The organism is Variovorax sp. Soil_C_17 (genome assembly GCF_057657265.1).
This window is the reverse complement of the sequence record NZ_JBDGIT010000001.1, coordinates 1,242,091-1,263,842: the sequence shown is the minus strand read 5'-3', so window position 1 is coordinate 1,263,842 and position 21,752 is coordinate 1,242,091. Positions and strand designations below refer to the sequence as shown.

Annotated in this window: 15 protein-coding genes; 10 read left to right on the top strand and 5 right to left on the bottom strand. The window is 59.9% G+C overall.

The genetic code is table 11. The features are described 5' to 3' along the window. Positions 1-58: 58 nt before the first annotated feature. The 3 genes from AC3A6Y_RS06100 to AC3A6Y_RS06090 form a co-directional block, all read right to left on the bottom strand. Entirely contained in the window at positions 59-532 is a 474-nt protein-coding gene (locus AC3A6Y_RS06100; protein WP_487867805.1) for a DUF4411 family protein, read from the bottom strand. Continuing rightward, positions 525-1,676, bottom strand: a complete 1,152-nt coding sequence (locus AC3A6Y_RS06095) for a helix-turn-helix domain-containing protein (RefSeq protein WP_487867312.1) — start codon at positions 1,674-1,676, stop codon at positions 525-527. Before AC3A6Y_RS06095 ends, AC3A6Y_RS06100 begins: the two co-directional genes overlap by 8 nt. Positions 1,677-1,758: 82 nt before the next feature. Beyond that, entirely contained in the window at positions 1,759-1,977 is a 219-nt protein-coding gene (locus tag AC3A6Y_RS06090) for a hypothetical protein (protein WP_487867311.1), read from the bottom strand. A gap of 773 nt (positions 1,978-2,750) precedes the next feature. Here AC3A6Y_RS06090 and AC3A6Y_RS06085 point away from each other — a divergent pair. The 9 genes from AC3A6Y_RS06085 to AC3A6Y_RS06045 all read left to right on the top strand — a co-directional run bounded on the left by AC3A6Y_RS06085 (position 2,751) and on the right by AC3A6Y_RS06045 (position 19,991). After that, positions 2,751-3,197 carry a DUF4124 domain-containing protein gene (locus tag AC3A6Y_RS06085; protein ID WP_487867310.1) on the top strand — a complete coding sequence of 149 codons (447 nt, stop codon included), beginning with the start codon at positions 2,751-2,753 and terminating at the stop codon, positions 3,195-3,197. Between the two features lie 71 nt (positions 3,198-3,268). After that, complete coding sequence (locus AC3A6Y_RS06080; RefSeq protein WP_487867309.1) at positions 3,269-4,879, top strand: site-specific DNA-methyltransferase; 1,611 nt, start codon at positions 3,269-3,271, stop codon at positions 4,877-4,879. Between the two features lie 22 nt (positions 4,880-4,901). Beyond that, complete coding sequence (locus AC3A6Y_RS06075; protein ID WP_487867308.1) at positions 4,902-7,610, top strand: DEAD/DEAH box helicase; 2,709 nt, start codon at positions 4,902-4,904, stop codon at positions 7,608-7,610. Positions 7,611-7,809: 199 nt separating this feature from the next. Further along, positions 7,810-10,179, top strand: a complete 2,370-nt coding sequence (locus tag AC3A6Y_RS06070; RefSeq protein ID WP_487867307.1) for an AAA family ATPase — start codon at positions 7,810-7,812, stop codon at positions 10,177-10,179. A gap of 108 nt (positions 10,180-10,287) precedes the next feature. Then, the gene (locus AC3A6Y_RS06065) at positions 10,288-10,968 is read left to right on the top strand and encodes a HEPN domain-containing protein (protein ID WP_487867306.1); all 681 of its coding nucleotides are present in this window, start codon (positions 10,288-10,290) and stop codon (positions 10,966-10,968) included. An 89-nt stretch (positions 10,969-11,057) separates the two neighbouring features. Next, on the top strand, positions 11,058-11,837 hold the full coding sequence (locus AC3A6Y_RS06060) for a hypothetical protein (protein ID WP_487867305.1): 780 nt from the start codon (positions 11,058-11,060) through the stop codon (positions 11,835-11,837). 130 nt (positions 11,838-11,967) lie between these two features. Further along, positions 11,968-13,188, top strand: a complete 1,221-nt coding sequence (locus AC3A6Y_RS06055; RefSeq protein WP_487867304.1) for a restriction endonuclease — start codon at positions 11,968-11,970, stop codon at positions 13,186-13,188. Between the two features lie 239 nt (positions 13,189-13,427). Then, positions 13,428-13,739 carry a hypothetical protein gene (locus AC3A6Y_RS06050; RefSeq protein ID WP_487867303.1) on the top strand — a complete coding sequence of 104 codons (312 nt, stop codon included), beginning with the start codon at positions 13,428-13,430 and terminating at the stop codon, positions 13,737-13,739. Positions 13,740-13,922: 183 nt separating this feature from the next. After that, positions 13,923-19,991 carry an AAA family ATPase gene (locus AC3A6Y_RS06045; RefSeq protein ID WP_487867302.1) on the top strand — a complete coding sequence of 2,023 codons (6,069 nt, stop codon included), beginning with the start codon at positions 13,923-13,925 and terminating at the stop codon, positions 19,989-19,991. 136 nt (positions 19,992-20,127) lie between these two features. Here the strand turns inward: AC3A6Y_RS06045 and AC3A6Y_RS06040 are convergent, their stop codons facing one another. Beyond that, the gene (locus AC3A6Y_RS06040; protein WP_487867301.1) at positions 20,128-20,880 is read right to left on the bottom strand and encodes a hypothetical protein; all 753 of its coding nucleotides are present in this window, start codon (positions 20,878-20,880) and stop codon (positions 20,128-20,130) included. A 66-nt stretch (positions 20,881-20,946) separates the two neighbouring features. Here AC3A6Y_RS06040 and AC3A6Y_RS06035 point away from each other — a divergent pair, with 66 nt between their 5' ends. Beyond that, positions 20,947-21,312, top strand: a complete 366-nt coding sequence (locus AC3A6Y_RS06035; protein ID WP_487867300.1) for a hypothetical protein — start codon at positions 20,947-20,949, stop codon at positions 21,310-21,312. Positions 21,313-21,569: 257 nt separating this feature from the next. Here AC3A6Y_RS06035 and AC3A6Y_RS06030 read toward each other — a convergent pair whose 3' ends face one another. Next, positions 21,570-21,737: a hypothetical protein gene (locus AC3A6Y_RS06030; RefSeq protein ID WP_487867299.1), complete on the bottom strand. Its 168-nt coding sequence runs from the start codon at positions 21,735-21,737 to the stop codon at positions 21,570-21,572. Positions 21,738-21,752 lie beyond the last annotated feature (15 nt).

Here is a 21,752-nt window from a genome sequence, read left to right as displayed (position 1 = left end):
CCGTCTTCAAACCAGGCCATGTTTGGCGGGCATTGCCGGCCTTGTCCGGACCCGCGTGTCAAAAGACTTGACCCGACCGCCTGATGAAGTCGAGGAACGAGCGGCACGGCACGGTCACTCCGCCCATGTTGCACACGGCCGGAATCTTGTAGCGGCGCGTTTCCACCGGCAACGCCGGCTGCACGCTCTCATTGCTGATGAGTTCGTGCTGATTGCAGCGCGCCGTCGCGATGATGAGTAGGTCGTTTTCGCCCACGCCGTTAGGGTGATAGTCGTCGCCGACGACGCCGATCAAGCCCTTGATGCGATTCGCCTCCAGCGTGACGGCATTGGTGACCGACAGCACGATGATGCCGGCCGCACGCAGCCATGCGCCGCAGTCAGGCGAAACGTGGGTGGTCTCCTCCAGCGCCACGAACGGGATTTGGATGCGCGCGGCGTGAATCTCCCCGGCCAGATAGGCCCAGAGCCTCGGGAATAGACCGGTGGGATAGTTGTCCCAGGCATACACGGCAGAGGAGGCGTCAAGCACCAGCAACGTGCCGCTCCAACGTGTGCAGGTCCGAGAGCTTCAATCCATCCAAGTACGAACACGCCTTGGTCGCGGTGATCCGGCGCGCGCCGAGCGCGTTCAGGACCGTTCCGACGAACATGTCGCCGAAGATGTGCTTGGGCTCGCGATGCCGGTAGGCACGACTGCCCCCGGCTTCGTCATCATCGAAGTTCAAGCCGCGTATGTGGTTTCGGTACGCGGTGTAGCTGTCACGCGAAAGGCGGCCAGCATCCAAAAGGCGACGAAGAATCACTTCGCCACTCACGCCCCATCGCTGACGGTGCGGCGCCAGCCACGTGTCGAATTGCTCGACTGCGCCCGGTCGTTCGTCGTCACGGACTTGCGCCAACCGTGCATCAGGAACCAAGAGATTCCCTGCGAATGCGTTAGCGTCGCGCTCGTGCCCGTGGCGCGAATGCATGTCGGCATCGTCGTCAATCGAACTGGCGCGATGGAGCATCAGGTGCCCCAACTCGTGCATGAGCGTGAACGTCTGTTGCGTCTCCCATCGCGATTTCTTGACGAAGATGACGGGGCACACGTCGCTGTACAGGCTGAAGCCCAATATTGGACTGTCCTTCGCGATCTGCCAGCGCCCAGCGTAACCATTGCTGCGGAAGACCAAGATTCCCTTGGCCTCGACAGCAGCCCTAAACGCGTCGAAGGTGTTTGCCTGTTCGAGGTTTAGCCACGCACGGACAGCAGCAGCAGCGGCGGCCGGTTGATCGGCCCTAACGTTGATCGGCCTGAAGATCGGGTAGTCGTCGGCATGAAGCTCTTCACGCAGTGCGAGGTACAGCTCGCGCTGACGCTCAGCACGCTCGATCAGCTTGCGAACAGCGTTCGATATCTCAGGCTTTTGGTTGGTCAGCGTGCGGTACTGGACCGAGTGAACTCGGTTTTCATCGACCGGGCCTTGGTCCAGAAAGAACAAAGCACCGCGGCCGAAGTAGTCCGCCAGCTTTCGCAACTGGGCAAAGGTCAGCCCCGTGCCATCTTCCATGAGTTTGGCAAGTGCCTTTGTCGGCACGCCCGCCTCGGCCGCCAGATCGTCAAGCGAGACGCCACGGTCGGCCGCGCACCAGCGGATGCGGTCCCGATTGATCGACTCGATGCGGTCCATGACGTTGTTCTGGTTTAACTCTGCGATGGCGGAGAAGGCTACGAGCCCGCGCGTAGCTTTCTCGATGGTAACTGACCGTAGCTTAGTCTTGCCCAGGCCCCGAACTACGCTGCTGAACTGAAGTCGCAACGGGCCCGAGCCAATCGACCGCCGCCTCTGCGGGTGTCATCGCGCGCAGCCGCGGATCGCGCCAAAGGTCTGCTGCAACGGCTTCGAGATCGAGCGGATCGACCCTGCGCCAATGCTGCAGCAGGCGATGCGCGCAGGCCGCAATCCAGAGATCAACAGGCGTGTCGTCCATGTCGGCAATCGTATCTACATACTGTTATTTTATACAGTATTGCATCGTCTGCCGCATGCGCGGCTGGCGGCCAGTATCAGCGTAGGCGCCGTCCAGCCTCCACGCCCGGCGGAACTTCAGAATCGCGGAGGCGAACCCGCCAATCCCACCCGAAGGGCACACATGAGCTCGGAACACACAAAAATTGAAGCGCGTTGCAAAGCGTGCAGTAGCACGGGATTTCGAATCGAAAAGCTCTGATATTGGGGAAGATCCGAAACAAGCTGGGAGGGCTTCAATATCGCTCCTGCTAGCGACTATGAGGTCGCACGCATGCGAGTCGGCCGGAACGATTTGCCCGGGGGGCGGCTGCTTCAATGGCAGGCCGCACCTGAGCGAGTCGCAGCGTGCGGCGGCAGTAGCGGCGGGTCGGCCAACCTCGCACCGGGTGACATGTTCCCCGTGGCCAAGCATGCTGCGAAATGACGAAGGGGCACCCCACGAATGCCCCCAGCAGGCCCGCTTGCGGAGCGGTGGCGCGTGTTCTTGCCGCCCGGCTGCTGCTCACGGCCTTGGCAGCAATCGCCGCCGCGGGGCCACGCGCATCATCGTGTTGCGCTTGATGGCGTGAACCGCCATTGCCGACCCGCGAGCTCGCCCGGTGCGGGCTTTTTCATTGAGCGGCTCGGACGGCTCTATGGCAAATCGCGGGCGCTCGAAGCGTCTCCAGAATCGTGAAATCCTCCCCGGGGTCGGCTCGTCTTGATCGATTGCCTGACGCCACAATACTCGGCATGAAGCTCACGCTATCGTGCCTTTTTCTCGTCACTGCGGTGGCCTCGGCTGCCGCCCAGCAGCACGTCTATCGCTGCGAGACGAACGGCAAGGTCGCCTACTCAGACGCGCCGTGTGTCGGCGCGAAGGTCATCGACGCGACGCCGACGCAGGGCGCGGACAAGATGGGCGGTGCCTTGCGCAAGGGCCGCGAGGTCCAGCGCGACGAGTTCACCACGTCACTCGACAACGCGACACGCCCGCTGCACGGCCGATCTCATGACGAGATGAGCGTGCTGCGGCGCCGAGTCAACTTGCCGGGCGGGGATCAACAGCAATGCGCCCGACTCGATAGCCTCGTCCCGGCGCTGAAAGCCCAAGTAGAGCGCGCTTGGGGCGAGGCGAAGGCTCGCGCCGACGATGACCTCTACATGGCCCGTAAGCAGTTCTTCGACCTGAAGTGCTGAGCTGCGATGATCGGTAGTCGGCAGGGTTCGCAGGAACTCGCCCATAAGAACTAAATCGCTTCAAACCGAACATGCCAACACTGACCTGGGTAGGGAAAGACAAAGTCGTCAATCATCACCATGACGTACCGTTCCGCGTACTCAACAAAGTATCGACCTTTCGCGCACCGGATGACCTGCCCACCAACAGCACTGACAACCGGATCATCCACGGCGATAACCTCGAAGCCCTGAAGAGCCTGCTGCCCGAGTTCGAGGGCCAGGTGAAGTGCATCTACATCGATCCGCCGTACAACACGGGCAATGAGGGCTGGGTCTACAACGATGCCGTCAACGACCCGAAGATGACGCGCTGGCTTGGCCAGGTGGTCGGCAAGGAGGGCGAAGACCTATCGCGGCACGACAAGTGGCTGTGCATGATGTACCCGCGGCTGAAGCTTCTGCACCGGTTGCTGCACGACGACGGCTCCATCTGGGTATCGATCGACGACAACGCGTCCGGGCTGCTTCGCCCGCTGCTTGATGAGGTCTTCGGCGGCGCGAACTTCGTAACAACGGTTATTTGGGAAAAGGCCGACTCCCCCAGAAACTCGGCACGACAGTTTTCCACGGACCACGACTACATCCTCGTGTACTCCAAGAAGCCCGATTGGACCCCCGCCCGCCTGCCGCGCACCGAAGAGTCCGACGCAATCTACGCGAACCCGGATGAGGATGAACGCGGGCCCTGGATTGCCGGCGACCCGTTCGCGAACAAGCCCTACTCAAAGGGCAGGTACACGGTGACAGGCCCGAGTGGTCGGGAGTTCTCGCCGCCGGCCGGGCGCTACTGGCGCGTGTCTGAGGAAAAGCTGAGGGAGCTTGATGCGGATGGCCGGATCTGGTGGGGGCCAAAAGGTGAAGCCAGGCCGAGCATCAAGCGTTACTTGAACGAGGTGGCCGACCTCGTGCCCCGCACGCTCTGGACCAAAGAGGCCGTCGGCAGCAATCGAACATCCAAGAACGAACAGCGCGCGATCTTTGCCGGAGCGGCTTCATTCGACACCCCAAAGCCGAGCGCCTTAATCGAGCGGGTTATCCAAATCGCCGCGTCTCCCGATGACATCGTGCTCGACTCTTTTGCAGGTTCTGGAACTACCGGGCATGCCGTTCTGAAGCTGAACGCTCAGGATGCCGGGACGCGCCGCTTCATTATGGTCGAGACCGAGGGCTACGCGGACACGTTGACGGCAGAACGAGTTCGCCGGGTGATGACCGGCTACGGCGAAGGCTCGAAGGCGACTCCGGGCACGGGCGGCGGCTTTGACTATTTCACCGTCGGCGAACCTATGTTCCTGCCCGACGACAACCTCAACGAGGCCGTCGGCACAGAGGCCATTCGTGGCTACGTCGCCTACAGCGAGGGCATTCCGACCGATGACCGGTCGACGCCGCAGAATCCTCACAGCCCTTTCCTGCTGGGGTTGAACCGTGACATGGCGTGGATCTTCCACTACGAGCCCGATCGCGCCACCAGCCTCGACATGGACTTCCTCGCCACCCTGCGATTTGGCGGCAGCACGGGCGCAAGCAAGCCCGCCACGGTCATCATCTACGCGGACCGGTGCTTGTTGTCGCCGGCCTTCATGACCAAGCACGGCATCATCTTCAAGAAGATTCCTCGCGACATCACGCGCTTCTGAGCACCAACGAGAGCAGAACACAGTGGAACTCAAGGACTATCAAGCCCGCGTGCTGAGCGACCTGGCCGGCTACCTCGATGTGCTCGACAGCACGCCGAACCTTGCCCAAGCGTTCAAGAATTACTGGGCCAGCAAGGGCGTTCGGGTGGGCAGCGACGGCGGCCATTCGGGCATGGACCCATACAAGAACAATGTTCCCGGCGTGCCGCATATCTGCGCCAAGGTGCCCACGGCCGGAGGGAAGACCTTCATCGCGGTGAACGCGCTCGACACCGTGTTCACCGCGCTAGGAAAACGCAGCCCGAATCGGCCGAAGATGGTCGTGTGGCTGGTACCGTCGCTGACCATCCTCGATCAGACCGTGAAGGCGCTAAGCAGCCCGGAGCATCCCTACCGCAAGCGGCTTGACCAGTTGTTTCGCCATCGGGTGGGGGTGTACGAGAAGCGCGATCTGCTGATGGGCGCCGGCTTCTCGTATGACACGGCGCAGGAGCAACTTTCGATCGTCGTGATGAGCTTCGACTCACTGCGGGCGAAGAACAAGGAAGACCGGAAGATTTTTCAGGAGAACGGCAATTTGGCTTCTTTCCTCCAGCCCGATCAGGGGGACGCGAGCGATTGGCTGCTGCCGGAGCATGACGCATCCGCGCTGATCAACGTCATTCGGCGCCTTCGGCCGGTCGTTGTGGTCGACGAGAGCCATAACGCCGAAAGCAATCTATCCGTGGAGATGCTGAAGAACCTGAACCCGGATCTCATCTTCGACCTGACCGCCACGCCTCGCAACAACAGCAACGTCATCAGCTACGTGGATGCCCTGGCGCTGAAGAAGCAGCACATGGTGAAGCTGCCGGTGATCGTCGCCAACCGCAGCAGTCGAGCCGAAGTGATCGAGTCGGCGCTGATCTTGCGGCGGCAACTAGAAGACATTGCCAAGCAGGAAGAGGCAGCGGGCGGGAAGCACATTCGCCCTATCGTGCTATTTCAGGCACAGCCTCGCACCGACGACGACAACACCACGTTCGAGAAGATTCGGGACAAGCTGGTCGAGCTGAAGATTCCCGCCGAGCAGATCAAGATCAAGACCGCCGAGATCAACGAACTCAAGGGCGTCGATCTGATGAGCCGCGACTGCGATGTGCGCTTCATCATCACGGTCAATGCACTCAAAGAAGGCTGGGACTGCCCCTTCGCCTACATCTTGGCATCTTTGGCTGACAAGTCTTCGGCGGTCGACGTGGAGCAGATCCTCGGCCGCGTCCTGCGCAAGCCCCATGTACAGCAGCACGGCAATGACTTGCTAAACCTTTCCTACGTTTTCACCGCCAGCAACCGCTTTATGGACACGCTTCAAAGCGTGGTGAAGGGCCTCAACCGCGCCGGCTTCTCCGATCACGACTACCGCACCATCGACGCCGTGGAAGCGGACGCCCCTGCGCAGCCGTCATCCGCGGGGAAGATCTTAGGCGGCTTGTTCGAGCAGCCGAGTTCCGAGGCCCCGGAGGCCAGCGTCGACCTCGATGTGAGCGCCGTCTCCCCTGACTGGGAGGTCGCAGCCGTCGCCAGAGATGCGGCCGTCTCAACGAGCGGCACGGACGAGCAAGGCGCCCTGACCGGCAGCGCCTCCGCGGGCGCAGCCTTCGTGGCTGCAGTCAAAGCCCGTGCCCTCGTCGAAAACCAAGCGTTCGAGGCGAAGGCTCAGGCCAGCGACGACCAAGTCTCACCGGAGTTGGAAGACAAGATCAACCGTCACCGGATAAAGGACCTGTTCCGAGAACAAGTGTTGACGCTGCGCCTTCCTCAGTTCTTCATCAAGGTGTCGAACGGTGGCTTCTTCGAGGACGACCAACCGTTTCAGTTGTTCGAGCGCGAGGAACTGCTGAAGGACTTCAAGCTGTCTCAGGGCGATGCCACGATCTCGTTCGAGGATGTCGAGACAGAGGTGTACCGAGTCGATCTCGAACAATTGGGCGACGAGAACTATGCTCCGCGCGCATTCAAGCTTGCTGCGCGCGAGCGAGCGAAGTTTACGAGCTACCTGCTGGGGTTGCCGCTCGACAGCCAGGTGATGAACATGGTGAGCCGCCTGGCCGAGTTGGTCGGCAACATGTACCCGATCACCGACCCCGAGGTGAAGGAGTACATCCGTCGCGTTGTCAGCAGCATGAACACCGAGCAGCTTCGCGACTGCATCGAGCGCGATGTCGCCTACGTCCGCAAGATCAAGCAGAAGATCACCACGCTGGCGAATGCACATGCGTTGAAGACGTTCGGCGACGTGCTGGACGTTGACCGAATTGCCATTCAGCCGAGCTTTGCCCTGCCGGAGTCGATCACGCCGAGCGCGAATGCGTCAGCGGTACCGAAGAGCCTCTACGTCACCGAGGCTGCGATGGGTAGCTTCGAGCGGCGGCTGATCAATGATGTGGCGAACCTTGACAGCGTGCAGTGGTGGCACCGCAATCTGTCTCGTGGGAAAGGGTTCAGGATCAACGGATTTCTGAACCACTATCCCGACTTCGTCGTCAAGACAAAGGCGGGTCGAATCATCGCCTTGGAGACCAAGGGAGACGATCGCGACAACACCGACTCCGAGCTGAAGCTGAAGTTGGGAAAGCTGTGGGAGTCCAAGGCGGGACGAGACTATCGCTACATGATGGTGTTCGAGAACAACCCCATCGTTGGAGCCGAGCGTCTGTCTGATGCGCTGAACAAGATCGGCCAGCTTTGATGGCCGGCTCTGCTATGCAGTCTGCAGCAGAGAAGACGTCGCGAGTGTGAGCCGTCTTAATTCTCACTTCCCTATCGCTGCCCGCCTCTTCGCGACACCCGCTCAAGTCAAGCAGAACAGCCCTTGTCACATCACCAGGCACAAGCTCGCTGAGGATCCACACCAGACCTGAATTCAAGCACGAAGAGGTGACAACAACATGAAGATCACGCGGCTGCACAAGGCAAAGGGCTACAGAATCTTTCGCGACTTCGCCTGGCCCGCTGCTGGTCTAACGGATTTCGCGCGCTTCAACGTCGTCTACGGATGGAACGGCGCTGGCAAGACTACGCTCTCGAACGTATTTCGCCATATCCAGCGAAGGGCCCCGCTGACCGAAGGCGAAGTTGAAGTACTTATCGACCAGACGCGCGTGTCGGGGGTGGACTTTGCCAGCGCGGCGCTGCCTCCGGTGCGGACGTTCAACCGCGACACCGTCGATCGCAACATCTTCGAGACGCCAAGTCAACAGTTTCCGCCCGTGTTCTATCTAGGCGAACACAGCGTGGAAAAACAGAAGCGCATTGAGGAACTAAAGAAGGAGCTGAGCGGCCAGATCGAGGCTGAATCGCGTTGGGATAGCAAAAGGTCTGCCGCAATCAACGCCCTTGACGCTTTCAGCGCTGAGGAAGCAAAAGGAATAAAGAATCTACTCACGGTAGCCGGGGGTGGCCCGTACAACAACTACAACGCTGCCAGTTTCAAGGCGGCGGTGCAGGGCCTTAACAACACCTCGCCGCTGCCCAAAAGGTTGGCAGACGACCAGCGTCAACAGTATCTCGCGACGAAGGATGGCAAGGTGATGGAGAAGGTCATCCAGCCCGCAATCAGCTTTCCTGATTTTGCCGACCTGTTCACACGCACCGGCGCAATTCTCGGACGAACTGTCGTCTCGTCGGTCATAAATGAACTGGCCGACAGCCCAGCCGTTGCCGCGTGGGTGAGTAGCGGCCTCGATTTGCACAGTGGTGAGCATGCGTCGAGCGAATGCCGATTTTGCGATCAGCCCCTGCCTGAGCTACGTGTCAGGCAACTCGAAGCGCACTTCAACGACCAGTTTAGGAAGTTCCAGTCCGACATTGATAACTTGGGCCGCGAGGTCACAAAAGCTCAAGATTTTGCTGAGGCACTTCGTCTTCCACCCAAGGAAGCTCTGTATGCAAACCTGCGCCCGGAATATGAGCGGGCGGCAAACGCGTGGACTCAGCAAGCAGGCGTCGTCCGAATGTCGTTAGATGTTCTGCTGAAAGCATTGGAGGCAAAGCGCAACGATCCATTTAGGCGCTTTGAGCTTTCTCGCTTCATCACCAAAGGCACCGAGCCGGCCAGCGGCATTGACACCTTCTTCCGAGTCTTGCTGACTGGCGCCGCCGCGCTAGGGGTTGTCATTGGCAAGACGGCGTTTGACCACATGAGGCGAATCATAGACCAGCACAATAAACACACCGACAGCTTCGATGCCGAAGTCAAGACGGCACGTGCAGAGTTGGCGAAAGATGAAATACTCAAAGCACTACCGGAATGGCAGAAAAAATCGAAGACCGCGGACTATGCGCGCAGTCAAGCTGTGACAGCTCGTGAACAGGCGGCAAAACTCAAACCCTTAATTATTGACCTAGAGCGTCAGGTACGACAACACCGTCGGCCGGCTGAAGAATTGAATCAAGAAGTCGCGACCTACCTCGGCCGCGATGAACTTCGATTTGAAGTTGAGCAAAACGGGTATCGAATCACGCGCGGCGGCCATCCAGCCACACACCTCAGCGATGGCGAGCGCACGGCGCTTGCGTTCCTCTACTTCCTGAAGTCCCTCAAAGATACGGATTTCGACTTAGAAAACGGCGTCGTCGTCATCGACGATCCAGTATCGAGCCTTGACGCAAACTCTTTGTTCAGCGCATTCGGCGTCATGAAGCAGAGGACTGCAGCGGCTGGCCAGCTCTTCGTCCTGACGCACAACTTTGCGTTCTTCCGCCAAGTGAGAAATTGGTATTACGGCCTGCCTGGCCAGAGAAAGAAAGATCTGAGTCAACATCCGGCACAGTTTTACATGCTGGCGACAGAGTTTATCGGGGGCGTGAGAACTGCAAAGCTCGATATTCTTGACCCTTTTTTGCACCAGTACGAGTCTGAATACCATTACCTTTTCAAACGGATCTACGATGAAGCAAACAAAGCCTCTGTGCCTGGCCTTGAAGCTTATTACGCCATACCCAACATCGCCAGACGACTTCTTGAAGCTTTTCTAGCATTTCGAGTTCCCAATAAACCAGGCGAACTCTTCCAAAAATTAGAGAGCCTTGATTATGACGCTTCTAAGAAGATCCGAATCCTTAGGTTTCTCCATACTTATTCTCATTTTGATCAAATAGCCGAACCCCACCATGATCCGTCAATGTTGTCGGAGACTCCAGCAATTCTCCAAGAGGTGCTTTCTCTCATTCGCGTATGCGATCCGGAGCACTTCGCAAGCATGGCGGGCCTTGTAACTCAATCCTCGATCGGATCGACGGAAAGCGAATTAGCTTGAAGCACGTTGGCCCATGATCCAACTTGAGAAAGAGCCTGATTTAGTCCATTTATGTCAATAGCGGGCATGCGCATTTACAAGTGATGCAGTGGAGTTAATTTGAGAAAAATGAAACCAACCGACGTCAAGTCGGATTTTGCTGCAAGTGTGGTCGACGTAGAAGCCTTTTATACCACCGCCAGCGGCTTGGTGACCTCGGATAAGGACATGTCGTTTCTCGTAGAGAACACATTTCTGGCCACCGCGGTATTATGGGAAGGATTTGTCAGCGACCTCATCGTAGCCTACATCAATCGTGATTCGTCGAGATTTGCGATTCACCTGAGAGATGCCATCGAATCGGAAATGACAGCCAAGCAATTGCGCATTTATAAAAACTTCGCAACGCTGTCAATTCCCAAGCATCTCAAAAAATCCGATATTATCGAGTTAATAGACAGATTTGGTAATAATATAACATTTAGCAATTACTCCGCACTGAAAGATGCATCCGACGTTTGGCTGACACCTCCTAACGCGGCAGGCATTGTTAGTCTCAATGCAGCTCAGAGGGCGACTATCAATGTTTTCATCGCAATTCGAAACCACATTGCCCATCGAAGCAGCAGGTCACTTGAGGCGATGAACACGGCTCTCGAAGCTGGGGCGCTTCACCACACCAGATTGAAGCGAGGACCGAACGCGGTTCACCACGTGGGCGCCTATCTGAAGGCGCGGCCTGCTGGTCATGCATCAGCCCGTATCGAAATCTTCCTCACACAGGCTAAAGCTATATCAGCACTGCTGTGAATGCTCAGCATTTAGAACGTGAAGAGCTTCGTTTCGGCTCTCTGTTGATGACTACTACCACGCTCCGCATCCAAGGCAAGCTCTCAGGCATGATCTCCACAGCCCATTCAACTCCGGCGACGCAGCCATTTCAGATCGCCATCGCCCTTCTGAAAGCTTGCGAACATGCGATCGCCCGAGGGAGGCCGACTTCGGTCCAAAGTAACAGCCCAGTCTTTGGCTGGATCTTGAATCAGTCTCTGCCAATGGAACTCACAATGAGCGCAGCGCGCCCGAGTCTTCTGGCGCTTCTTTCGTGGTTTTCTCTTTTTCTCCTCAGTGCGGCGGCGACGTATTGGATCGCGAAGCCGACTGGTTGGATTCCAGCCAAGGAACTCGATTCCTATTTTCTTGCTTGGTCATGCCTGCTGACTTTATGCTTTGTTCTTGCACGGCCTAGCGCCCTCGGCTTCTCAGGTTGGAGCGCATCCGACCTGGCATTTGCAAAGGCACGGTGCCCCGCCCTGATCGATTTGAGCGAATCGGATATAGCTCCGGTGCAGTTCTTCATAGGCCACGCCGCCGCGGGAACTCAACGTAGAATTTCGGGGCTTTGGTGGATCACGGGCGCAATCTGGGCGTTTACAGCGTACCTCATTCAAAAAGGATTTGAGGCAAGCAATGGCAGCTTTTTCATAACCGCGATCCTGCCCATGATTATTGCAATGCTCTGCGCGGGGCTAATCGCTTCATATTCTCGTGCGGTGAACCATGTTCACGGTCTTGCATACGCGCTTCTATTCGATCGTCAATGTCAATTGAGGAGAATTTGCGCGCAGCGTGCGGCCCGTGCGCGCCTGGTTGGCCGTAGGGGCGACCGCGCAACGTGAGCTGCGCCAGTCTGCGAGGCGACGAGGCGCTTTCGCACTGCAATTCCCTATCAAAATGGCGCAGAGCGGGAAACCGTGCTCTTCAACCGCTCATTTAATAATCCGAAAGCCTGTTAATTGAGTCGATTCAATGAATAACGAAAAACACACTCGAGAAGATAGATACAAGAATCCGGACAACGATCCGAGAGGGCCGTATTCACTTGTGGAAGTTACCGTGCCGTTTGAACGGCCCTCGTTGAGGTACGAGTGGCATGGGAAGGTACCTCCGAAGGGTCGATCCTGGCGCTTCACAAAAGAGCGAGCTGCAGAGCTTGAACGGGACGGCAGAATCGTTATTCCGCCGTCGGGCCCACCACGCCTCAAGCGTTACTTGCACGAGTCGCAAGAACAGTTGATTCGCCTGTTGCGCCACCTGCCTGATGAGAGGTTTGAGCGAGAGATCGACTTCGCGCAAAAGTTCGTTCCGCGGCTTGTACAGCTTCTTGACTATGCAGAACAGGAGACCTTTTACGAATATGGAGGTAGTCGGTTCAAAGCTGACGTGGTCCTTTCGAATTCGATTGAATCAAAGCCTTGGGTTGTCCTTGAGCTAAAGACGGGGAAGCCGCGCAACGTTGGCGATTGGATCGCCCAAGTGCGCCGTTATCTTGATGCCTTCCAGTGCCACACAGGGGTTATTCTCTCACCGGAGACCTTGATACTGTTGTCAGGCGATGAAGCAAAGCACTTTGACCTTAGAGTGCTATCTTCTGAGCAGGCAGGCGAAATCCTGCGTGTCCTCGAGCGCAGCGGACAGTCGCCGTCACCTCCTGAAAAAACTCAGATGGACGCGGTGCTCATTGACTTAATTGAACTAGTTGAGGGGGCCGCAACAAATAAAGAAAAAGGGAGGTCGCTTGAAGCTCTAGCCCATTTTCTCTTCGATAGCGTCCCCTCACTTCGTTGCAAGTACAGCAATTTGCAGACCCGCAGCAGCGAAATCGATCTTGTCATTGAGTATGACCGTTCAAGAGGTTCCATTCCTTTGTTCGAAGAACTTGGGCGCTATTGCCTCGTTGAGTGTAAAAATTGGAGCAAACCTGTTGGCGTCGGCCCGGTGCGCGATTTCATGGGAAAGCTTGATAAGTGCAAGGCTAGGGTAGGTGTGATATTTTCCAAGAACGGGGTAACCGGGGTCGATTCCGGCGCCGATGCCCTTAGAGAGATTCAAAGTCGCTTTGATCGTGATGGCGTCTACCTGCTTGTCTTTTCGCTCGACGACCTCCGCGGAATTAAAGACGGCAAAACGTTTTGTGAAACTCTTGACCGTAAAGCTGATAGTCTCCGCTTTGACATGCATGGCTGTTAGTCGATCGTGCGTCGCTGGCGGTCGTGAATACTGCAGCAACGCCTTCTGAGTCGGAAGGTCGTCCCCGATTTCGCTGGGCTTTGGAGTCCGGGCCGATTGGCTGGCTCTGGCAAAATGAATGCGGGTCGGCTCCGCCGATCCTCGAGGTCACGTCCACCGCTCAGTCCGACGTCAACGTGGCCGCGGTTTTTCTGCCACGCGTTCGACCGCGGCAGCTGCAACATTCACCCACTCGACCAATGTCCTACCTCTCCGAAAAGTTTGCGTCCGCCCGCTCGGCTCTCATGCTTCCGCACGTCAAAGGCGAAATAAGCAGCATCGCCACGGCGATGGCAGAAGCCTCTCTTGGCCTTGACCGGGTCATTCGATCAACGTTGGACGCGAGCCTTCAGGACTGCATCCGCGAGCTGGATTCTCTGATGGACACGACGGGGCTGTCGGACCCGAACGACGAGGGTCTTCACACTGTTAAGGCGCGCACCTTCACTGTAGATCAGCAAGCGCGGTTCTCGCACGTCATTGACGAAATCGCTAGCCTCAGTAGAACCTGAGTACGCGGGCTTCGGTCGTCGGCGTCGACATCACCCTTACGCACCGCTGCGACCGAGCATCCCCCCACGGGCCTTTGGCGGCTGACGCCCCCGGCTGTGGCCTGTCCTCGCTATGTAGCCCTCGTTGGTCACAGACAATGAGGCCTGGATTGCAAATTTCCTGCGAATGCAGGCGACGTTCGAATGCAGGAAGTACCGGAAGGACCCGACACGCCCGCACCCATCCCAGCGATTGGGACTAGGGCAGCTACGCCTCCAGCAGAAGGCGAGCGACGGGCGCAGCGCGGTTACGGACGCCAGTACCAATCGGCGGCCGCGGCGATCTACGCTGAGCTGGAGCGCGGCGATCTCCTCTGGGTAGGTCTAGCCTACCGAGCCGCCGGCATCGCGGACGACCTGGTCCTCGGCTTCGCTGGCCGCGTTATCGGTCACCAGTTCAAGACATCTCGCTTCGCAGACAGGTTCACTCTCGGCACGCTTCTGATGGGCGCGAACGGGCTGCTCAAACCCCTCGCCGATGCTTGGCAGTCATTGAAGCGTGTCCACCCCAATGAGGCGGTGGAGATTCGGCTCATCACCAACGACTACCCCTCTGCTAGCGACATGGTGGGCACGGGCATCGGCGGCCATAGCGCGGCTTTCCTTGCCGAGTTCGAGCAGCATCCGGGGCGGCCCCTCTCTGAATGGCGCGTGTCGCGGTGGGCAACCCTTATCAATTCCTTGTGCACCGCCTCCGCCTTGGACGACTCCACCTTCGAGCAATTCCTACAGGGATTTCGCCTACTGCACGGCTCGGCGGCCGATTTTGTGCAACTCCACAGGCTCTCAGCAGAAGGTGCACGGCTCTCCAACGAGATCTCGAAGCTGTTGCCCCAGCTTGTAGCCGATCCACGTGACAAGGACTGCTGGACACGGGCGGAGCTGCTGCATGAGCTTAGGTGGCGCGACAGTGCAATCACGCGCCACGGCCATCTCTTCCCGATCGGAGCGCACGTGCAGCGCAACGCAATCACCGAGGAAGCGCTGCGTCGGGCCATTCGGGGCGCAGAGGACGGCTATGTCGCCCTCGTCGGCCCGCCGGGCGCCGGTAAGTCCACATTGCTGCAAACGTCCCTTGCGACGGAACCCGGAGTGCTCGTGGTGCGCTATCTAGCCTACGTTCCTGACGTGGGTCAGGGCGTGGGACGCGGTGAAGCCGATGACTTCCTCGAGGACATCGCCATTCAGCTCAAGAACGGCGGACTGGCAGGCGTGCGATTTCGAGACGACACACTGCATCAGCGGCGCGAGCAGTTCGGCACGCTCCTACGGCAGGCGGGCGAGCGATACCAAAGGGACCGGTTGCGCACGCTGATCGTCATCGACGGCTTGGACCACGTTTCGCGCGAGGAAAAGCCGCAGCGCTCGTTCCTCGCCGAACTACCGTTGCCCGAATCCATCCCGGAAGGGGTTCTTTTTGTGCTGGGTACCCAGCGGCTCGATCTGCAAGATCTGAAGCCCGCGGTGCGGGATCAAGCCGATGCGGTCAGCCGCAAGGTTCTCGTCTCGCCCCTCAGTCGCGAGGCCGTCCATCGCATGGCCGACCTGCTCGCGCTCGATCCCGCCATACCCCGCGACCGAGTGTTCGAACTGTCCCATGGTCATCCCTTGGTCACGCGCTACCTCATCGAGGCGCTGCGTGATGCCGACGCGCAGGGGCGCAAAGCCGTGCTGGACGGCGCCATGATCTTTACGGGCGACATCGAGACCGTCTACCAGTCGGCTTGGCGAGACATCCAGGATGACGATGAGGCGCGGGACGTGCTGGGCTACATTGCTCGCGCCGAAGGACCGATGCCGCTGGAACTTCTGGCCCAGACGATCTCCGAGTCAGCCATCGAGCGCGCGCTCAAGTCCGCCCGCCATCTACTGACCCAAAATTCGCTGGGTTGGAGTGTGTTTCACAACAGCTTCCGGCTGTTCGTCCTGGAGCAGCGGCGGTTCCGGCTCGGCAAGGTGGACACGGACTACTCCGCGCAGGTGTACCGTGTACTGGCAAGCCTCGCCCGAGCCGCACCTGCGGACACGCCGCAGCGCTGGTTGGAGTTGCGCTACCTCGCGCGCGCGCACGAGAACGCTGCCGTGCTGCAGCTGGCGCAGCCGGCACGATTCCGGAGTCAGCTGGCCGAGGGACGCCCCTTCAACGAGTTGCAGGCGGACATTCGCTTAGCGCTGGGCGCCGTCAAGGCGACGCACGATGCGACGGTCGCCATACGGCTGCTGCTGGCCCGCGATGAGGTCGGCCGGCGATCGACCGCGCTGGAATATGCCACGAGCCTCACGCAGGCCTTGCTGGCCGTGGGCGACATCGACGCTGCGCAGACATTCGCGGAGGAGTACGGCAGCGAAGGCTACCTAGTCGTCGATGCGCTGCTTGCCGCCGGCGAGGACGCCCGCGCGAAGGTTCTGTTCGACAAGCTGGAGCCGCTGCAGCAGTTGCTCACCGGCCGCCTCGACAACGAGGGCTTTCAACACAACGAGTCCAAGTTCACCCAGTGGGCGCGACGGGTGTTCCATTTCAGGGATATCGAGCAGATCAAGCAGGGGATCGAGCGTCTTTCGATCGCCGGGCTCGGCCAAGTGGCCAGCGAGCGCAATGATGCCGAGGGAGAGCTCGCCGCGAATCTGCGATATGAGGTTGTCCTAGCGATCACAGCCGCGCGTCCGGACGCCGACGCGGGCGAAATCAGCAGGCAATTTGGCCTAGACATGGACCTGCTGCCGGACCTGCTGGTCCACGCCGGCCTGCGTGCACATAAGCAGAATTCGCGTGCGCTGGGTATGGCGCTGCTGCGCCAAGCGGCTGCCCACGATAACTTTTCGCAAGTTCCGAACGCCTGGCGCCGCGACGCGGCTCTAATCGCGGCGGGCGCGGGCGAGATGGATATGGCACGCGCCATCTTCGATGGTCTCAGCGTTCCCGCGATCTCCGCCCTGGACAACGAGTTCGACGACGGCGTGCCCGCGCACATGGCGCGCGCGGTGATGGAGCATGCTCAGCTCGCCACGCAACTCGGCCGGCCAGTGGCCGTTGTAGCGCCCTCCAAACGACCCGTGCTGCGGCCCCTGCAGGTGCATGCCAACGCCATCGGCATATTGCTAGGCAAGTCCCTGACCAACGGCGGCGACGCCATCGCCCGAGGCGAGGTCGCACGTGCCGCGCGCGGGGCATTGGCGTACCTTGCACAAGCGAAACCTGGAGGAAGCGACGAGTTCTTCCCGATGCAGCAGATCGTGATCGCCACGCCCGTCTTGGGCCGGGCACTCATCCAGACCGCAGCGCTGTGCGGTGAGGAGGAGTTCGCGCTCGCGCTGGCCGAGTTCGATCGCGCGTTCGAGGCGCCGGCGGAAAACAACGGTATTCGCGCAAACCTGCGAAGGGAGGTCGCCGTCGCGATCTATCGGGCCAATGGCGACTCGGAAGAGGCGTCGCGCAGACTGGAACTGCTGGTCGCATCGCTGCGGGAAAACACACCCAGTGAACAGCTCGATGGCCTCGCGGCCCTGGCGATCGCATTCGCGCAGGTTGGCAACCTTTCACGCGCCCGCGCGCTGCTGTACCAGGTGCACGGGCAAAGTCTGGGCTACGCCCTCGCCCCAAAAAAAGACCCCCAGTACGCCACTTGGCTGGACCTGTTGGCGCACGCTAACTCGGCTGACCCGGCACGCCGTGGGGAGCGCGTTGCCTTTCTGATGCGCCAGTTGGACGGCATGATGGACACCGAAGGCAGCTCCGCTGCCTACCGCATCGCCTCTGTGTTGATCGCGGAAGCAGCCATGCAGGATGCGGCGACCGGCATGGCGGCCGCTCGCACGCTGTCGGATCGCGGTGTGATCGGCTGGCCCAACCTCGTGGATGCACTGCTGCTGGGCGTAGTCAAGCGCCGACCGGACTTGGCGATGGCCTGCGGAATCGCATGGTGTTCGTTAGCAGTGCCCTTCTACATGGAGCCGCACTTTCGCGAAAGCCATCTGGGCGAATTCATCGAAGCGGCTGTCGCCGCAGCGACGGAAGTCGAAGTCGCCGCGCTGGTCGACATGCTACGCGCGGCCATCGAGGCGGAAAGCAGGACCCACGAGCGTGGCACCCTGCTGCAAAAGCTAAGCGCTGCCGCACGCAAACGTGGTTGCACCAGCGCAGCGATGGACGATGCGGCAGCACGGTGGAAAGCGGAATCGCCGCCCCCGCGACACACGTACACCGCGATGAAGTACGACGCGCTTACGACCCTCGCCGAATTGAAGGCCGCGTTCGAGCACGAGAGCGACCCCAACGGGCTGGGCTACGAGGCTCCGCGCGCGTTCGATCGGGTGGCTCCGTCCGCCGGGTTTGAAGCGGCCCGCGAGTTGTTCGAGCGGTGGCCGGTGCTGCAAGCGGAAACCCGCTCTCGATTCCTTCTCGTCGACCTGGCCCTCAATGCCGGACACGCGGAATATGCCCGGCAGCTGGTGGCCCAGTATGAAGCAGTACCCGATGACGCTGCCACCTGGACCAGCTGGACGGGCGGCGGCACTCTGCGCTATTTCCGCGCCCGCGTGAAGCTCGACGGCGCCGGCATCCATCCTCAAGCCTTCGAGAACTTCGTTGGCTCGTTGGCGGCCGGCCGCGAATCAATCACCTCTGTCATTCTGGAGATCGAGGACATCCTGCCCGTCATCGCGCAGGCGCCCGATTGGGCCGCTGTGTGGGATGAGCTGGCCGAGCAGCTCGCCACAACCCGCGAGCACTTCATCGGTCGGGCGTTCGAGGCAGCGGTGCCGGCGATGACCGACGAGGAAATGATCGCGGCGATCTTTCGGTGGGCGCTGGCTATTCCATTGTCGGAACTACAGAAGCACGTGCACGTCGGCGCGCAGCGCGTCAACGGTATCTCGGGGGGTCAGGCCATCTTCGCTCACCTGGTCCGCGCACTGCTGGCCGGCGATGCGGACGAACCTGCGGAAGCCATGCAGTTGCTGTTGCGGGACAGTCGTGAGACGTTGGCAAGCGTCCTCGGCGATACCTTGGCTGCCCTTGTGGACCACCTCGACTATGCCGTGGCGGAGGCCGCGACCATCGTGTCGGGCCGCTGGGGTCGCCCGATATCGATGACTCCAAGTGAGCTGCCTGCGTTCTACAGCCTCATTCTGGAAGACGAGGACGAAGGCTTCGAGTCGCCGGATCTGTCCGATCAAGACTCCGGCGCAATGCGCGTCGAAAACCACTTGGGGTGGACCGCAATGTTCTCTGCGCTGGTCAACTCCTTGGCTCGGCGAGGCGTAGGTCCAGCGCATGTCCGGCACCGCGCCAGGATGTTCATCGAACAATGGGGTGGCCTTGCCGCTTTTGGAAAGACGGCCACAAGCAAGCTCAGGACCGACCTGCACCGGCTCGAAATGCGGATGCCTTTCTGGCGACCGCATGTGGTGGTAGCCGCGCGCGCCTTGCGGCGCGTCGCTGGCGAGATGCGGCGTGCAGGAATGATCGGTGCGCATGAAGCACCGTTCTTGCTGCATTTGATGAACTACCCGGCGCCAACGCTGCCTCTGATTGCGCCAGTATCAAGGCCGCTGCTCATTTCAAGGCTCCCTCTGATTGAGAGCAGTTGGAGGGACAAGGATAATGAAGAGGAATGGGTTCGGAGGGTTGAGAGCGATGTTGGCCCACTGGGCGTGCCCGGGGAGAAAGTGATCGCCGAAATCTCCTCCTTCGAGATCCGCAAAGTTCATCGAGCCAGCTACTGGCTTGAGAGGATCCGCGCCCCATTCCTGGAAGTCGGCGATCAAGAGGCTCTTGCCGAGTGGGCTGAGCTGCTTCCCAAAGCTGTTTGGGCCAATGGGGTCTGCCCCCTAACCGACGAGCGGGCACTGACGATCGTGCGCAGTTTCTCCTACAGCGCTATACCGGAGGTGCCGCCCCATCAACTCATCATTTGCCCACTATGGATGAGCCGGCTAGGCTGGCGTACCCACCCAGACAATTGGCTGGTCTATCTAGACCAATCAGGCGCGGTAGTTGCAAGGGTCGTTTGGTGGCGCGACGGTGGACCAGTGGATGTCGGGCAGGACGTCGTGTGGGGAGAAGGCGTGTATGTCAGCGTCACTTCTTCTGGGCTTGCCCAAATTGAGGGGGTATCTGGTGCGCTGCCCATCATGGTCCATGCCCTGCGCAGGGTGACGCCATTGCGCACTGACGGAGATCTCATCGCTCGAGTCTCGTCCAACCGATACTGAGGTCGTACCGTCGAACAGCGCCGCGGCGAGCGCGAAAATCTCGACGCAATCACCGCACCCAAGCCCAATAGATTCGAAGTTGAAGGCAAATACTTTTCGTGACGGCAGGCCGCATGCAGTTCTCTGGAGGAACAAGTCAGCATGACGGGCCCAGCAGGCCGAGTACATCGACATCTGAGGCGTCCCGAAGCGTCGTCGCCTCCGCGCTCACATAGTGCGAGACGACGCCTCTTCCCCGCATGTTCACGGTCAGGCCGATCTGAGCAACCGGACTACAACTTGCGGCGTGGAGCGCTGCCCTAGCAAGCGCACCTGCTGTAGCTCTTATCATGGCCGGTAGATTGTTAGCCTGTGCCAGTTGAGTCTCCAACGCGGCCCGTGTCGAATTAGCTTCAATCGGTGAAATATCCGGCGGCAAGTTAATCGCGAAATCGCCGGTTGTTCTTGTTGCGCCAGCGCGGTGCACGTCAAAGCAGACCGACCACGTTGACCCCGAGTCGAATGGCGCGACCATGACGGCGGTCGATCGCGACTGCGCTTCTGGAAAGCCCAAAATTCTGCTTTCGCGCGAAAGTTCGGAATACGAATCCATCAGAATATCGCGGGCCGATCCGAACTCGTCAACCTGTCGCGCAGCCAACAGAGACAGCGCTGCCCGCCCCATCAGAAAGTCGCCGGCAAACGTACCCCAGGCGCGACCGATCCGCCGAATCTTCCTTGAGTGAAAAGCGACGACAGTCTCAAACGCGCCTCCACCTACTTCGATGCGATAGTCCATCGGGCCGTCATTGCGCACTATCTCGTCGACGCCAGGAATCGACAGGGAAATCCGAGTATCAGCCGCGACGAGACTGAGGCCTGGAAGGGCAAGGGCGAGGGAACAGGTCATGGGCGCGCACTGTAAACGGCCACCGTCGGCCGTGTCTATCTCCGCGATAAGCGATTACCTACCGCAATGCGGATTGACACGGTTCGTCAAGCAACGCTGGTGGAAGATGAACATCAGCGCGCGTGGCCGCGCTACACCTCGCCGATCCCGCCCGTCATGACCTGCGCAACGCTGCGGTCCGGCAAGTTTTGCCTGATCTCGCTTCTCACAGTAACTCCCACCTTTCTGCGCCCGCCGCCAGCACCTGAATTCACGGCCGTCGGCAAGCTGTCGGCCGGTAGAGGCGAGATGCTCAGCGGGACTGCCGGCAGCACGCTCGCGGAGACGCCTGTCGGCACGGACGGCCACGAAATAGGCGACGACGAGCTGCTAAGAAGCGCAGTGGAACACGGGACGCCCGAATCAACGCCCTGCGTGATCAGTGCCTTGTAGTTGGCCCGGACAATGTTCGGCCCCCCCGCGAACTTGTCGGCCGATATGCCGCGTGGTTGTTGCCGCTGCCGGCGTAGAAGCTCCGGCCAGTCTTAGGCCGGCGATGGACGCCCATTCCTGAGCGCCGGCCAGCTGCGCGCTCGCGAGGTTGTCATGCGCGCCCTTGATATAGCCCGGGATCTGCGGACGCTTCTTGCCCGTCAGGTACTCCACGAAGATTCGGTCCTGCCGCTCGGGGGTGAACCTCTCGTCGCCTTTCAGGCTTGGCGCGAGCGCGCGGCGACCTGCGTCTGCACGCCGATCGCTCGGACGATCGCCGACACGTCGGAGCGGACGCCCTTCCAGAGGGACATGCTGGCCTGGTGGCCGCGCAGCAGGTCGCGATTGCCGCCGAGCAACTCGGCCGATGAGAAAGCCCTGCGCATCGTGTTTCAAGATGG